The organism is Paenibacillus sp. EKM211P, assembly GCF_011066175.1.
GTDB lineage: Bacteria > Bacillota > Bacilli > Paenibacillales > Paenibacillaceae > Paenibacillus > Paenibacillus polymyxa.
Window position 1 is genome coordinate 45331 of the sequence record NZ_JAAMNS010000026.1, and the last position, 15061, is coordinate 60391.

The following is a 15061-nucleotide window of genomic DNA, read 5'->3' on the forward strand; positions in this document are numbered from 1 at the left end:
TCACTTTGTGCCCTCTTGCATCAATCGGAAGGCATCCACTTCTCCAAGCTTGGTGGAAATGGAAGTGCGTCCAGCACTTTTACGAAGGCGTAGCGGTGTGGCAGTGCGCTTAAGCAGCGCTTTAATTTCTCCAGGCTCCAGTTCCGGTCTCAGTGAAAGGAGAAGTGCGATGCTCCCGGTCACATGGGAAGTAGCCATAGAGGTGCCGCTCATTTCATGATGCTTTCCATGAATCCAGGAGGATCTGATCTTCTCACCAGGTGCGTACACGTCTACGAATTGCCCCCGATTGCTAAAAGGAGCGATACGTCTGTATTTGTCGGTAGCTCCGACTGAAATCGTCTGGGAATAGCGGGCTGGGTAGTCAATACTTCGACGCTTACCCTCATTTCCCGAGGAAGCTACGATTACAATGCCGTTATGATATGCTTTATTCACCATATCAAGCAGTGCCTTGCTACGCGACTTCATCCCAAAGCTCATATTAATAATATCGACACGATTTAATACACACCAATCGATACCAAGAATGATGTCAGAGACATAGGCGGCTCCATTATGATCAAATGCTTTTACAGGATGAATTAAAGCCCGTGGTGCTACGCCAACCATACCTTCGTCATAGTTGGATGCCGCGATGGTTCCTGCAATATGAGTGCCATGGCCGTTGTCGTCATAGGGTAGCATGGTCCGGTTCAACAAATTGATACCTCTGGCAAGGGAATGGCGAAGATCAGGATGATGAAAATCCGCTCCTGTGTCGATCACACCGATTCTGACCCGATTCCCTGTCGAGGAAGGCCAAGCCTTGTATGCACGTACCTGTTTGACTCCCCATGGCATAGAAATGCTTTTCTCTGCTTTCGGTATATAAGCCGTTTCTGCGTGAACCTTTATGCGGGTATCTTCTTCAACGGTAACACCGTGGTGATATTTGCCCAGCCTGTCTCCCCCTGAAAGCGGAGCGATGAGAGCACGGATTAGCCTAGCCGGTTGTACTTGCCGTAATCCCGTAAGCTCAGGTTTCAGCTTCCTGAGATAGGACAGGCATTCCCGGTATTGGTGAGGCTTATCGAACGTGATAATCTGTTTGTTCCGTCCACTGCCGGACGGCTCCGAAATACCCTCATGCAAACGCTGCAAAAAATCCGGATAGTCCATTTGAGACGGTCCCCCTCCGATGAGCCATGCTGAGGTATTGTATGAGCAAGCGTCAGCTACGGCATGGGAAACTTGCCCCTTTTTTATGGAAATAGGCCTGCTTGTCGTGTCAAAGTAGCTATGGACACATACGATACATGGAGGGCATAAGCTCTTGTGCAACAACTTTGGGAGGCCTCTCCCGGAGCGGGTACAGTCGGAGGCGGGGGGAACCCCGTCTTTTTACGTGTGCCGTCTTGTGCAGAGGGATATTCTTGGAAATTATGACGATACCCATGTTTAACTTGCAATTTGCTTCCAAATAGGTTTTACTTAGTTTTGATAATGGATATGTTAGTATTGCATGTATCGTGTATGCTTTGAAACATGTTCTTGTGAATTACGTGTGAGAGGAAGTGTCCCTAGGTGAGTACACCACTCAACTTGAAGATTGACCCGGAGAAAGTCCACGAGACTCCAATGGTGGATTTGGCATTTATGGTATTGAAAGCAGCCAATACTCCATATTATTACCGTGACCTGATGAATGAAGTCGCCAAATTGCGCGGCTTGTCCGACGAAGAAATTAATGACGTTATTGCTCAGCTATATACTGAAATCAACATTGACGGGCGTTTTGCCTGTGTCGGTACGAATCTGTGGGGCTTGAAACGTTGGTATCCGGTAGATAAATCCGAAGATGCCCTGACAGGCGCCAAGCGTCCTCGTATCATTAACGATGAAGACGATGACGACGAAGATGACTATCATGAGGAAGAAGAAACATACAACTCCGATGACGACTTCGATGCAGATAGCGAAGACGAGGATGGCGAAGACGAGCTGTTCGACGGAGAAGATGACGATGATAGTGACGATGACGTAGTTATTGACGATGAAGACCTCAGTGATGAGGAAGATACAGATGATGAAAATGACGATGAGTCGATCGAAGACGACGACGATTCACTTCGTTAGGAACAGGTTGCAAGGGGAGATACGCTCTCCCCTTTTTCATGACCGTTTTCTTGAAACCCCTGCTGATTTATAGCTTTCAGATAGATTTATTCCAATCAGGTTCAAAGGACAAATTAACACAGATAACTTCCTTGACAGCGGATTGGACACGGGGTAAACTATTGCTTGGGCTTATGATTGATTCACTTATATGTTTGCTTTTTGTATAAAAGTGCCCCGTACTACGGGAGTGCTTTTTTGTTTTTTATAGGGGTGTTTTCACTCATGAAAGAGGGCTAAGGGCGGCGGATTGGAAAATATAACCGCTGCCTTCTTCATGGATGATAATCCGTGCAAACGGGTTACGATAACATCATAATGTCGCCTGAATTTTTGCATCTTATCTAGGAGGGTTTTGAACAGTGACGAAGTATATTTTTGTGACAGGCGGGGTTGTGTCTTCCTTGGGCAAAGGGATTACGGCAGCTTCACTGGGGAGGCTTTTGAAGAACAGGGGACTGAAGGTAACGATTCAAAAATTTGATCCGTACCTGAATGTCGATCCAGGTACCATGAGCCCTTACCAGCACGGTGAAGTGTTTGTAACGGATGATGGTGCGGAAACGGATCTCGACTTGGGACACTATGAGCGCTTTATTGATATTAATCTGTCCAAGAACAGCAATGTCACAACAGGCAAGGTATATTCCAGCGTGATCAGCAAAGAGCGTCGCGGAGAATATTTGGGCGGTACCGTACAGGTTATCCCTCATATTACGAACGAAATCAAGGAGCGCGTGTACCGTGCAGGCCGTGAAGCGGGTTCGGATGTCATTATTACGGAAATCGGCGGTACTGTAGGCGATATTGAAAGCTTGCCATTTTTGGAAGCCATTCGTCAGCTTAAAAGTGAAGTTGGGCGCGAAAATGTGATGTACATTCACGTAACGCTCATTCCTTATATTAAAGCTGCTGGTGAGGTTAAAACCAAACCAACTCAGCACAGTGTGAAAGAACTGCGCAGCATCGGCATTCAACCGAATGTCATTGTTTGCCGTACAGAGCATGAATTGTCCTCCGATATGAAGGCTAAAATTGCATTGTTCTGCGATATTGATGCGAATGCAGTGGTAGAATGCCGCGATGCTTCGACTCTCTACGAGGTTCCGTTGAACCTACGTGAAGAAGGTTTGGACGAAATCGTAGTTAACCACCTGAAGCTGACAACACCTGCACCGGATATGACCGAATGGGAAGGGTTAGTTGATCGAATCAGCAAGTTGGACAAAACGGTTGAAATTGCTATTGTTGGTAAATATGTTGCGCTACATGATGCATACTTAAGTGTTGTTGAGTCACTTTCTCACGCTGGATTTGATGCAAATGCGGACGTGAAAATCCGCTGGGTGAACGCTGAAGAAGTAACGGACGAGAACGTAGCTGACATGCTGGGCGGCATTGGCGGTATTCTCGTACCAGGTGGCTTCGGCGATCGCGGAATTGAAGGCAAAATCAGCACCATTCGTTATGCACGGGAGCAAAAAATTCCGTTCTTCGGTATTTGCCTGGGTATGCAGGTATCTGTTATTGAGGTTGCTCGTTCCCTGGCTGGTCTCGAAGGAGCCAACAGCTCGGAAATTAACCCGGCTACCGATTATCCTGTCATTGACTTGCTTCCTGACCAAAAAGACATCGAAGATTTGGGCGGTACCATGCGTCTTGGCCTGTATCCATGTAAACTGGTGGAAGGTTCCCTGGCAGAGGCTTGCTACAACGACGAGCTGGTGTACGAGAGACATCGTCATCGGTACGAATTCAATAACGAATATCGTGAAGTTATTGAAAAAGCAGGTCTTCGTATTTCTGGTACTTCACCGGATGGACGTTTGGTGGAAATTGTCGAGCTTCCTGAGCATCCATGGTTCCTGGCGGTACAATTCCATCCAGAATTTACTTCCCGTCCGAATCGTCCACAGCCTTTGTTCCGTGAATTTGTAAAAGCGGCATTGCAGCTTCAAGGTTAATGCTACAGCTTGAAAGACCTCCTTTGGGAGGTCTTTTTTTTATCCCATGCTTCCTGATTATGAAAGAATATTCCACAATTATGTATAAGAGCAGGATTTTCTTTTTGCAGGAGCGAATATAGTTTTAGGTATGGGACGGATATTGTACGTCATCGGACGCTGTTATGGCAATAGCTGCATGATCCTCGTTTTAAGATCTTAGGAGGTTAAAACATTGGAAAAGAAAAAAGTATTAATCGTCGATGACCAGAATGGAATACGGATTTTACTGATGGAAGTGTTCGGAAGTGAGGGTTATGAGACCTTTCAGGCAGCGAACGGGAAAATTGCTCTTGAGATTGTTGAGAAGGAACCACCTGATCTGGTTCTGCTCGATATGAAAATTCCAGGTATGGACGGACTTGAAATTCTGAAGCACCTAAAAAGCATGAATCCCGACATCAAGGTTATTATGATGACAGCGTATGGAGAACTGGACATGATTAAAGAGGCGACGGAGCTAGGTGCACTTATGCATTTTACCAAGCCCTTTGATATTGATGAAATACGGATCGCCGTGAACAAACAACTCAGAGGTGACTAGGGAAGTCATTTTGGTTGAGAACTCTGTTAACAAAACAGGGTTTTTTGTTTGTGATTATGGGAAATACTGAAAGTAAATCCTCTCCTTATACAATTCTATGGAAAAACGGCGTCCTGAGCGTGATTTTTGTATGTGTTGATATGCAAAAGCTTGTTTAGTATTTAACATGGGTTGTGGTATAATAAGCCCGTATGTGATGTCGGCTAAAAATATAGACAAACCCAAACACCTTTAGGAGGACTGTAACCATGCCATTGGTATCTATGAAAGACATGTTGAACAAAGCACTCGAAGGAAAATATGCAGTAGGTCAATTCAATATTAATAACCTGGAGTGGACTCAAGCTATCTTGGGCGCTGCTGAAGAAGAAAAATCCCCAGTAATCTTGGGTGTTTCTGAAGGCGCAGCACGTCACATGGGCGGATTCTACACTGTTGTTAAAATGGTAGAAGGTCTTATTCATGACATGAAAATTACGGTTCCAGTTGCAATTCACTTGGACCACGGTTCTAGCTTTGACAAATGTAAAGAAGCAATCGACGCTGGTTTCACATCTGTTATGATTGACGATTCCCACAGCCCAATCGAGAAAAATATCGAAACAACGAAGAAAGTTGTTGAATATGCACATTCCAAAGGTGTTTCCGTTGAAGCTGAAGTTGGAATGGTTGGCGGTCAAGAAGATGATGTTGTAGGTGACGTAATGTACGCTAAGCTGGACGATTGTGTACGTATCGTTAAAGAAACAGGCATCGATACACTGGCTCCTGCACTGGGTTCTGTTCATGGACCATACAAAGGTGAACCAAACCTGGGCTTTAAAGAAATGGAAGAAATTCGCGATGCTGTGAAAATGCCACTCGTTCTTCATGGCGGAACAGGTATCCCTACACATGACATCCAAAAATCCATTTCCCTGGGTACTTCCAAAATCAACGTAAACACTGAAAACCAAATCGCATTTGCGAAAGTGGTTCGTGAAGTGCTTGCTGCAAAACCAGATGCTTACGATCCACGTACATTCATCCAACCAGGTCGTGAAGCAATCAAACAAACAGTTATCGGTAAAATCCGTGAGTTCGGTTCCAACAACAAAGCGTAATAAGTTCCAACTAGTCATGCCTCTGCATAGACTGGATGCATTTCTTCGTTGTAGCTGTAATTATGCTGCACAAAATATTTAAATCTGTACAGTTGAATAGTGTGGTATGGAAAGCACACCGCTTAGCCGGTGTCTTTCCATTTTAACCACTTAAAAAGTTGAAAGTTTATGGTTTCAGTTCATTGTTTGACCGACTGCAAAACACGTAGGGGGACCCTCAAGCTTATGGAAAAATTGATGATCACCGGTGGACGGCCGCTTCAGGGTACAGTTTCCATCAGCGGTGCCAAAAACAGTGCCATCGCCTTGATTCCCGCAGCCATTCTGGCAGAGTCGGAAGTCATTTTGGATAATTTGCCGCTGCTCAGTGATGTGGCGGTGTATTCCGAAATATTGGAGGAGCTTGGCGCAAAGGTTACCTGGGAAGGTAGCCAGATGAAGATAGACCCTTCCTCCATTAAATCCATTCCCATGCCGAATGGACCTGTTAAGAAATTACGAGCCTCTTATTATATGATGGGGGCCATGCTGGGCAGATTCAAGGAAGCGATCATCGGTTTGCCAGGAGGATGTAATTTTGAACCCCGGCCCATTGATCAGCATATCAAAGGTTTTGAAGCGCTGGGTGCCACGGTTACGAACGAGCACGGCGCTATTCATTTGCACGCCAAAGAACTGCGCGGCACCAAGATTTATTTGGATGTCAGCAGCGTAGGAGCAACCATTAATATTATGCTGGCGGCCGCACGTGCCAAAGGCGCCACAACTATCGAAAATGCGGCTAAAGAGCCTGAGATTATAGATGTAGCAACTCTGTTAAACTCCATGGGGGCGATTATTAAAGGCGCTGGTACGGAGACAATTCGTATTGAAGGTGTGTCGGAGCTGCATGGTTGCCGTCATTCCATCATACCTGACCGTATACAAGCAGGCACTTATATGATTGCTGCTGCGGCAACCCGTGGAAATGTATTGATTGACAATGTAATCCCCAAACATATGGAGGCTCTCACTGCCAAAATGCAGGAAATGGGCATCGGCATCGAGGAATATGATGAAAGTATTCGCGTACTGGGTGCACCTTCCTATGGGCATGTCGACGTTAAAGCCTTGGTATACCCCGGCTTCCCCACAGATTTACAATCTCCCATGACCAGCTTGCTAACCCAAGCTCAGGGTGTCAGTGTGTTGAGCGATTTTGTGTACAGCAATCGTTTTAAGCACGTCCCTGAACTGGTGCGAATGGGGGCTAAAATTCGCGTAGAGGGTCGGTCTGCCATTATTGAAGGTGGTCAACTGAATGCGGCTAAAGTGAAGGCTGCAGATCTGCGCGCCGGAGCGGCCCTTGTCATTGCTGGACTTACAGTAAGCGAAGGGGTAACCGAGGTAGCAGGTGTCGAGTATATTGACCGTGGTTATGATCATCTCGTTTCGAACCTGCGTCTTTTAGGCGCAGATGTGTGGCGGCAGACTGAGTAATTAAACCATGTACTTTGTTTGAATTTACTGTAACCAAAGCGGAATAACGGGTAACACACCTATGCAGCCGCTGCTTGGTATAAGATTTGGTCATACCTAACAATCTTTTATCAAAAAACCGGAATAATTCGGTATAATTCAGGCAGCTGGCTGCATAACTTTATTTGTTTTGGTTAAAATTATGTTGATGGTGTTTATGATATCATTGTCTATCATTTAATTGTATGAATGGACTTAATAATTGAATAGGTGGTTATTATATGGATCTGCAAATTTCCGATCTGGAAGAAATGAAGCTGACCGACCTGTACAAGCTGGCCAAGCAATACCAGATCCCGTACTACGGAACGCTCAAGAAGAAAGAATTAATTTTCGCCATCCTGCGCGCACAAGCTGAGAAGAGTGGATTAATGTTTATGCAGGGTGTTCTGGAAATACTTCCTGAAGGTTACGGCTTTCTGAGGCCGATCAACTATCTCCCGAGTACCGAAGATATTTACATCTCTGCTTCACAAATCCGCAAGTTTGACCTGAGAACGGGCGATCTCGTTTCCGGTAAATGCCGAACGCCGAAAGAAAATGAACGGTATTTTGGATTGCTTCAAGTTAACGCCGTCAATGGAAGAAGTCCTGAGCAAGCTGCTGAGCGGCTACATTTTCCTGCACTGACTCCACTGTATCCGCAAACCAAATTAGTCCTTGAAACTTCCCCCAACCATTTGTCTACGAGAATTATGGATGTACTGGCCCCTGTCGGACTTGGACAGCGCGGACTTATTGTGGCACCTCCCAAAGCTGGGAAGACGCTTCTCCTCAAAGAAATTGCCAATAGCATTTCTACCAACAATCCCGAGATTGAGCTATTTGTCTTGTTGATTGATGAACGCCCTGAAGAAGTGACTGACATGCAGCGTTCTGTCAAAGGTGAAGTTGTGGCCTCTACATTTGATGAACTTCCTGAAAATCACATCAAAGTGGCAGAACTGGTGTTGGAGCGTGCACTGCGTCTCGTAGAACATAAAAAGGATGTTGTAATCCTGTTGGATAGCATTACACGGTTGGCTCGTGCGTACAATCTCGTCATCCCTCCTTCTGGTCGTACTTTGAGTGGGGGTATTGATCCGGCAGCATTTCACCGTCCAAAACGCTTTTTTGGCGCAGCTCGGAATGTGGAGGAAGGCGGTAGCTTGACGATTCTTGCCACAGCGCTGATTGATACAGGATCTCGTATGGACGATATTATTTACGAAGAGTTCAAAGGCACAGGCAACATGGAGCTGCATTTGGACCGCAAACTGGCAGAACGTCGTATCTTTCCTGCGATTGATATTCGTCGTTCCGGTACACGTCGTGAGGAAGTGCTGTTGAACAAGGAAGAATTAGATACGATCTGGGCTATTCGTAAAAATATGACGGAAAGCCATGACTTTGTGGAAGGCTTCCTCAAAAAACTGCGTAACAGCAAAACTAACGCTGAGTTTTTAGCCTCGTTTGATTTGACAGCACCTTCTTCCAGCGGCTCGCAAGGTAGCTCTGGTGGCCAACAACGAAGAACTACGCGTTCTACCACAGCGTCGGTTCCCGCCACAACCAATTAAACCCAAACCATGTATTTTATCTGTTCCGTAAGTAGACAGCCATTACTATTCATTTGTTAATGGCGCGTTTAATGGAACGAAAGGAGCTCCATAATGTATTTGGTGTATGCCGACGAAAAAGGCAATGTATATGATCATGCTTCTTTGTATGGGCTTGCCCGTAGTGCAGACATGATTGTTGAAATCATGGAGGATGAGCTTATTCCGTTGCCGGAAGGAGCCACACTGGTAAGCCTGCCCAGCACCCGCCCGGTCGGTATGAACCCTGAAACAGGGGAAATGGTCTCTCTTCCGGGAAATATGCAGGCAGTAGGGGCTTTGTTACCCCAAGGTTTTACTCGCCTGTGTCTGCCGGGATATGTGAAGACGGATAAGGAGTATAAACTCCCCTTGTTCGGTTATTCAGCCGTTGTCTGGAAAGATGGGGCGTTTTATGTAACAGCAGAGCAGAGTGACAGTCCTTCCAAATGGAATCCCGAAAACTGTGACCGCAATCAAGTTAAATTGGGAGTTCAGCGGATGACAGAGCAGTATCCCGAAAATAGGCTGTACCAGCATTTGTCTAACTGTGCGCTGGGGTATGAATGCCTTACTTCCTCGAATACGTTCCTGAATCGCTGGGAGGGGGGAGTTCCGGTATCTTATTCTTGTAATGCGGGCTGCTTTGGTTGTATATCTGAACAGCCGGATGACAGTGGTTTTGTATCTCCTCAGACAAGAATGAACTTCCGTCCCCGCGTGGAAGAGATTGTAGAAGTTATGTTGGAACATTTGAAGACACCTGAGTCTATCATCAGTTTTGGGCAAGGTTGTGAAGGTGAGCCCTCCACTCAAGCCAAACTGATTATTGATGCGATCAAAGAAGTACGTTCCGTTACAGATATGGGATATATTAATATCAACACCAATGCGGGATTGAATGATCATATCCGGGGAATTGTGGATGCGGGTCTTGATCTCATGCGAGTAAGCACAATTAGTGCATTGGACGACCATTACAATGCGTATTACAAGCCGCGCGGATACACGCTGGCTAATGTGGAAAAGTCACTCCGTTATGCGTCCGATCAGGGAGTGTATACGTCCATCAACTATTTGATTTTCCCGGGTGTAACAGACCGGGAGGAAGAAATTGAGGCAATGATTGAATTTGCCAAACGCACTAAGCTCAAGCTGATTCAAATGCGTAATCTGAATATTGATCCTGAAAGCTATCTGGAGTTGATTCCACCGGCTCAAGGGGAGATACTTGGTATGAAGCAAATGCTTGAGATTTATCGTGAGGAACTGCCGGATGTGGTTATCGGTTCTTACACTCATGTGCCGCCGCAAGGGCTAGCACGTCCCAAATTTGCCAGAACCTAAACGGTCGGGAGTTATTTGAAACACACTGATCTTACACTGTTTTGTGTGCTAAAAAGATGTTGAAACACTTATATTCAAGTGCTATAATTTGAACATGTGTTCATACAACTCTGGGCTGATAGGACGTTCAGGGCGGAAAGAGGTGAAAGTTAATGCAACAGGCTATTCAACCGAAGTATAACGTAACTAATGTTACTTGCGCTTGCGGGAATACGTTTGAAACTGGTTCTGTAAAAGAATCTCTGCGTGTGGAGATTTGCTCCGCTTGCCATCCGTTCTTCACAGGTAAGCAGAAGTTTATTGATGCTGGTGGACGTGTGGATCGTTTCAAAAAGAAATACGGTATGTAATAAGTTGCCGCAAGAGATAAAGTTATTAGAGCCTTCTGCAATTGCAGGAGGCTCTTTTTGTCGTTATTTGCTATTTGCATTTTGTGCAACCATGAGATATACTTATTTTCACCGTGCTAGATGGGGAGGTAGCGGTGCCCTGTAACTCGCAATCCGCTATAGCGAGGTTGAATTCCTGTTAGAGGTGTTGTTGATGTGAGGCTGGTCCCTGCGCACAATGTTGACGGTTGGGTCCTCCGCAATGAGTACTTGTGAACCTGGTCAGGTCCGGAAGGAAGCAGCCATAAGCAAGCCCACTCTTGTGCCGGAGGGTTGCCTAGCCCGAGTTGTTGCTCAGGGTTGCCGCTCGGATCACAACGATCAATAACAGGTGCACGGTATATACTTAGGAATTGGAACATCTTGGCGATTATGCGAAGGTGTTTTTTTTGTGCTTATAATTTGAAATGTGTCTGGTTTAGATTCGGACGGGAGTATAGTATAATGAAGTGACCATAAATGGTCATGAAAGTGAATGGGAAAGAGGGAACGCGCATTGGAACATATAGCGTTGTACCGTGCTTGGCGGCCGCAGGCTTTCAAGGACATGGTAGGACAACAGCATATTATCCAGACATTGCAGAATGCCATCCGCGAAAATCGCACGTCCCATGCCTACCTGTTCAGTGGTCCGCGAGGAACGGGTAAGACCAGTGCGGCCAAAATTTTGGCCAAGGCAATCAACTGTGAGCATGGACCTGCGCCGGAACCTTGCAACGAATGCGAAGCCTGTAAACGGATCACGGCCGGAGCGGTCATGGATGTACAGGAGATTGACGCAGCCTCTAACCGGGGTGTTGAAGAGATTCGTGATTTGCGCGATAAAGTCAAATATGCGCCCACAGAAGTGCGGCACAAGGTTTATATCATTGATGAAGTGCACATGCTGACGACGGAAGCGTTCAATGCGCTGCTCAAGACGCTGGAAGAGCCGCCGCCACACGTAATGTTTATATTGGCTACGACAGAGCCGCATCGGATTCCCGCGACAATTATTTCACGTTGCCAGCGTTTTGACTTTCGGCGAGTATCGCTGGAGGAGCAGACGGAGCGGCTTGACCTGATATGTCAACAGGAGAACATCCAGGCTGATTTGGATGCACTGCAATATATTGCACGTCTTTCAGATGGTGGGATGCGAGATGCGGTTAGCGTTTTGGATCAGATATCCTCGTTTACTGATGGCCGGGTTACGTATCAGCAGGTGCTGGATATGACGGGCGGGATCGCATCCGAGCAATTCGGTAAATTGGCCTTGGCATTACTGAAAGAAGATGTGGGCACAGTGCTCCAATTGATCGAGAACTTTATGCAGGAAGGTAAAAGTGCGGATAAGTGTATGGAGAATCTTCTGTACTATTTCCGAGATCTGCTAATGATCAAGATGGTGCCGCAGGCGACCAAAATGACAGAGCGAGTGCTGAATCCGGAGCAGTTTAAGGAAGTGGCAGATGCTTTTACCAAGGAGCAGCTCTTTGCAATGATCGACACCCTTAATCGTTATCAAGGTGAGATGAAATATGCCGTTCAGCCCCAAACTTTATTTGAGGTAGCTCTATTGAAGTTATGCAGCATTCCGGGGGAAGCGGGAACTGCTGCTCAGCCGACTGTACAGCGCTCTGGTGCTGCTGGTCAGGAAGAAGTGGCCATGTTAAAGCGCCAGCTTGCTGAGCTGGAAAAGAAGCTGGAACGTGCAATGCAAGGTGGCTTGGCCGCTGGAGCGGGTCAGGAGGCATCTTCAGGCGGTCGTCAGGCTTCTGGTGGTCGTGCCCCTGCTCCACGTCTTTCAGCGCCAGCTAAACTTCCTTCTCAGTTGGATCGCTATATCGCTGAGAAGTCAAGCGAAGCATTCGCAGCGGTGGGGCGCAAGTGGAGCCAGATTTTGCAAGGGGTAAAAGAGGCGAAAGTTACGGTTCATGCTTGGTTTATGGATGGTGAGCCGGTTTCTGTGTTAGAGGACAGTGTGCTGGTCGCGTTTAAAAACAACATTCATCGTGAAACTACCGAAAAGCCTACCAATAAGCAGGTCATCGAGAAGGTTTTGCATGAGCAGTTGGGTCATCCTTATCGTTTGGTAACGATGATGCAAAAGGATTGGAATGCTGCGATTGAAGGAGTTTCTGACCAGCCTGCCGAAGAATTGCAACTGGAGCCGGAGCATGATGCGCCGGGAAAGTCCAAGGAGCCCTGGATTGATGAAGCGATTCAGCTGTTCGGGGAAGACCTGGTAGTCATTAAAGAATAATGAAATGTAGATGTATACTTCATTAAAGGAGATGATTGAAATGAACAATATGAACCAAATGATGAAGCAAGTGAAAAAGATGCAGGAACAAATGCTGAAAGCCCAAGAGGAGCTTGGTGGGAAAGTAATCGAAGGTTCTTCTGGTGGCGGTGTGGTAACTGTAGAGGTAAGTGGACATAAAAAAGTGTTGTCCATCACAATCAAACCGGAAGCTGTAGATCCTGATGATGTAGAAATGCTGCAAGACCTCGTACTCACTGCAGTCAATGATGCTTTGTCCAAAGCGGATGAACTGGCTAATGATGATATGGGTAAATTTACAGGTGGTATGAAAATTCCGGGCTTGTTCTAGTCTACTCATAAAGGAGAAACACGCTATTGCATTATCCCGAGCCGATTGCAAAGCTGATTGATGCTTTTACGCGCCTGCCGGGAGTAGGCCCAAAAACAGCTGCCCGGTTGGCTTTTCACGTACTGAAAATGAAGGAAGATGATGTGATTGATTTCGCCAAAGCGCTGGTCAATGTAAAACGAAATCTTCACTTTTGTTCAGTCTGCGGCAATATTACGGACACGGACCCTTGTCGGATCTGTCAGGATAAGACGAGGGATGCTTCCGTCATATGTGTTGTTCAGGATGCCAAGGATTTGGTGGCTATGGAGCGTACCAAGGAGTTTGATGGTTTGTACCATGTACTTCACGGGGCAATCTCTCCGATGGAGGGGATTGGTCCTGAGGATATCAAACTCAAGGAGTTGCTGACCAGGCTCAGTGATGAACGCGTCAAGGAGTTGATTCTGGCTACGAATCCGAACATTGAAGGAGAGGCCACGGCTATGTACATTTCACGGCTAGTGCGTCCTTTTGAAATCAAGGTTACTCGTATTGCTCACGGTTTGCCTGTGGGCGGGGATTTGGAGTATGCTGACGAGGTCACCCTGTCCAAAGCACTAGAAGGCCGCAGAGAGCTCAATTAGTAGGTGTAGTTATACGTTATAAGTTCTGAGACTGAAATGTCCTTGGGACATCCTTGATTTGCTTAGGGAGCCGTTACGGCTCCTTTTTTATTTGCATGAATAGATGGCTTTATAGTCGTTTCTGGTTCTAAGTTTGTCCTTTGTTCAATAAGTATGAATAAGGTGGTCTTGCAGACTGTACACATAATTCAGCTTGTGAGGAGGATGAATGAATGTGGGAACGGATGAAGCAAAATTTCCGTCGTCAGGAGAATGGGAAGACAGAAGCGGAGTATCGCCAGGAATTGTTTGCTCAGATTCGAGCTTCGCATGCGGAATGGTTAAGAGCACATCGTTTATTTCATGAAGCTACGGGTAAGGATGAAATCGACTACGCCATTTTTGTTCTGGAAGCTGCGGAGCGTAAATATCAAATACATTTAAAAAGCGCAAAGCAGCAAGGGCTACATCGTTTTCACCTGCCAGCAGATGAACCGGGGTATGCCAATGATGCTGACCGGGTTCACAAACGGAGAGCGGAATGAGAGGGGTAGTCTGGCTTGTCTTGATTGCCTGTGCCGGATTACTGATGTACCTAATCCTCAAAAAACGTCTGGGGATCGGTTGGTTTGTAGTATTCGGAGCGCATATGGCTCTGGCAGCTATTGCACTGTATGTTATCAATTATTCAGGGTGGATTACACAGGTGTACATTCCGATTAACCCAGTGACGATGGGAGCAGTAACGATATTAGGCTTGCCAGGAATTGCGCTTTTACTGGGACTGAAAATAATATTGTTCGGACAGGCTGTCTGAAAAACATTATTGTAGCAGTTGTTAGGGAAGGGGAGTGTGCAAAAAAAGGATGGGGTTTGGTTAGTCTAATGCGGTATTGTTTTATTTTATAAATTATAGTTGACGACGAATTCTGAAATGTGATACATTAATTCTCGGCCTTTAAAGCCCGGGAATTTTTTGTGTGAGCAGTGCTTAAATAAAATTGAAAATAATTTAAAAAAAGTGTTGACTTAAATCCCGACCGTATGTTATATTAATTAAGTCGCCGCTGAGATGCGGTGGTGAAACAAAGTGAAGTATTAATGAAGGTTTGATCTTTGAAAACTGAACAACGAGTGAGTAAACTGATTTTGTTCGCAAAATCAAACAATGAGATATTTTATCTCGTCAGTTTCAAAATGAGCTAATCGCTCTTTCTATAA

General features: G+C 46.0%; 14 protein-coding genes and 1 other RNA gene. 14 read left to right on the forward strand and 1 reads right to left on the reverse strand.

Features of this window, described 5'->3' with window-relative positions:
• Positions 1–1161 carry a S8 family peptidase gene (locus tag G9G57_RS24820; protein ID WP_016818570.1) on the reverse strand — a complete coding sequence of 387 codons (1161 nt, stop codon included), beginning with the start codon at positions 1159–1161 and terminating at the stop codon, positions 1–3.
• Between the two features lie 405 nt (positions 1162–1566).
• Here G9G57_RS24820 and rpoE point away from each other — a divergent pair, with 405 nt between their 5' ends.
• The 14 genes from rpoE to G9G57_RS24890 all read left to right on the forward strand — a co-directional run bounded on the left by rpoE (position 1567) and on the right by G9G57_RS24890 (position 14657).
• A complete protein-coding gene (rpoE, locus tag G9G57_RS24825) occupies positions 1567–2118 on the forward strand; it encodes a DNA-directed RNA polymerase subunit delta (protein WP_013368770.1) in 552 nt (183 codons plus the stop codon).
• A gap of 401 nt (positions 2119–2519) precedes the next feature.
• On the forward strand, positions 2520–4121 hold the full coding sequence (locus G9G57_RS24830; protein WP_016818572.1) for a CTP synthase: 1602 nt from the start codon (positions 2520–2522) through the stop codon (positions 4119–4121).
• A gap of 214 nt (positions 4122–4335) precedes the next feature.
• Positions 4336–4704 (forward strand): response regulator, encoded by a 369-nt coding sequence (locus G9G57_RS24835; RefSeq protein WP_164965648.1) that lies wholly within the window; start codon positions 4336–4338, stop codon positions 4702–4704.
• 248 nt (positions 4705–4952) lie between these two features.
• Positions 4953–5807, forward strand: a complete 855-nt coding sequence (gene fba, locus G9G57_RS24840; protein WP_016818574.1) for a class II fructose-1,6-bisphosphate aldolase — start codon at positions 4953–4955, stop codon at positions 5805–5807.
• Positions 5808–6032: 225 nt separating this feature from the next.
• The gene (locus G9G57_RS24845; RefSeq protein ID WP_016818575.1) at positions 6033–7286 is read left to right on the forward strand and encodes a UDP-N-acetylglucosamine 1-carboxyvinyltransferase; all 1254 of its coding nucleotides are present in this window, start codon (positions 6033–6035) and stop codon (positions 7284–7286) included.
• Between the two features lie 260 nt (positions 7287–7546).
• Positions 7547–8884 carry a transcription termination factor Rho gene (gene rho, locus G9G57_RS24850; RefSeq protein WP_019685779.1) on the forward strand — a complete coding sequence of 446 codons (1338 nt, stop codon included), beginning with the start codon at positions 7547–7549 and terminating at the stop codon, positions 8882–8884.
• A 93-nt stretch (positions 8885–8977) separates the two neighbouring features.
• Positions 8978–10249 (forward strand): radical SAM protein, encoded by a 1272-nt coding sequence (locus G9G57_RS24855; protein ID WP_019685780.1) that lies wholly within the window; start codon positions 8978–8980, stop codon positions 10247–10249.
• 152 nt (positions 10250–10401) lie between these two features.
• The gene (gene rpmE, locus G9G57_RS24860; RefSeq protein WP_016818578.1) at positions 10402–10599 is read left to right on the forward strand and encodes a 50S ribosomal protein L31; all 198 of its coding nucleotides are present in this window, start codon (positions 10402–10404) and stop codon (positions 10597–10599) included.
• 111 nt (positions 10600–10710) lie between these two features.
• Positions 10711–10977: signal recognition particle sRNA large type (gene ffs, locus G9G57_RS24865), an RNA gene on the forward strand.
• Between the two features lie 157 nt (positions 10978–11134).
• Positions 11135–12883, forward strand: a complete 1749-nt coding sequence (dnaX, locus tag G9G57_RS24870; protein ID WP_164965649.1) for a DNA polymerase III subunit gamma/tau — start codon at positions 11135–11137, stop codon at positions 12881–12883.
• A 40-nt stretch (positions 12884–12923) separates the two neighbouring features.
• Complete coding sequence (locus G9G57_RS24875; RefSeq protein ID WP_013368784.1) at positions 12924–13235, forward strand: YbaB/EbfC family nucleoid-associated protein; 312 nt, start codon at positions 12924–12926, stop codon at positions 13233–13235.
• Positions 13236–13261: 26 nt separating this feature from the next.
• Entirely contained in the window at positions 13262–13861 is a 600-nt protein-coding gene (recR, locus tag G9G57_RS24880) for a recombination mediator RecR (protein WP_016818580.1), read from the forward strand.
• 212 nt (positions 13862–14073) lie between these two features.
• A complete protein-coding gene (locus tag G9G57_RS24885; RefSeq protein WP_016818581.1) occupies positions 14074–14385 on the forward strand; it encodes a DUF2508 family protein in 312 nt (103 codons plus the stop codon).
• Positions 14382–14657, forward strand: a complete 276-nt coding sequence (locus tag G9G57_RS24890; protein ID WP_016818582.1) for a pro-sigmaK processing inhibitor BofA family protein — start codon at positions 14382–14384, stop codon at positions 14655–14657. Before G9G57_RS24885 ends, G9G57_RS24890 begins: the two co-directional genes overlap by 4 nt.
• The last annotated feature ends 404 nt before the right edge of the window (positions 14658–15061 follow it).

Excerpts from the sequence above, each read along its gene's own strand:
- rpmE (WP_016818578.1), top strand. The coding sequence starts at position 10,402 with ATGCAACAGGCTATTCAACCGAAGTATAACGTAACTAATGTTACTTGC.
- G9G57_RS24820 (WP_016818570.1), bottom strand. The coding sequence starts at position 1,161 with ATGGACTATCCGGATTTTTTGCAGCGTTTGCATGAGGGTATTTCGGAG.
- rho (WP_019685779.1), top strand. The coding sequence starts at position 7,547 with ATGGATCTGCAAATTTCCGATCTGGAAGAAATGAAGCTGACCGACCTG.
- fba (WP_016818574.1), top strand. The coding sequence starts at position 4,953 with ATGCCATTGGTATCTATGAAAGACATGTTGAACAAAGCACTCGAAGGA.
- G9G57_RS24885 (WP_016818581.1), top strand. The coding sequence starts at position 14,074 with ATGTGGGAACGGATGAAGCAAAATTTCCGTCGTCAGGAGAATGGGAAG.
- G9G57_RS24845 (WP_016818575.1), top strand. The coding sequence starts at position 6,033 with ATGGAAAAATTGATGATCACCGGTGGACGGCCGCTTCAGGGTACAGTT.
- G9G57_RS24855 (WP_019685780.1), top strand. The coding sequence starts at position 8,978 with ATGTATTTGGTGTATGCCGACGAAAAAGGCAATGTATATGATCATGCT.
- G9G57_RS24875 (WP_013368784.1), top strand. The coding sequence starts at position 12,924 with ATGAACAATATGAACCAAATGATGAAGCAAGTGAAAAAGATGCAGGAA.
- G9G57_RS24890 (WP_016818582.1), top strand. The coding sequence starts at position 14,382 with ATGAGAGGGGTAGTCTGGCTTGTCTTGATTGCCTGTGCCGGATTACTG.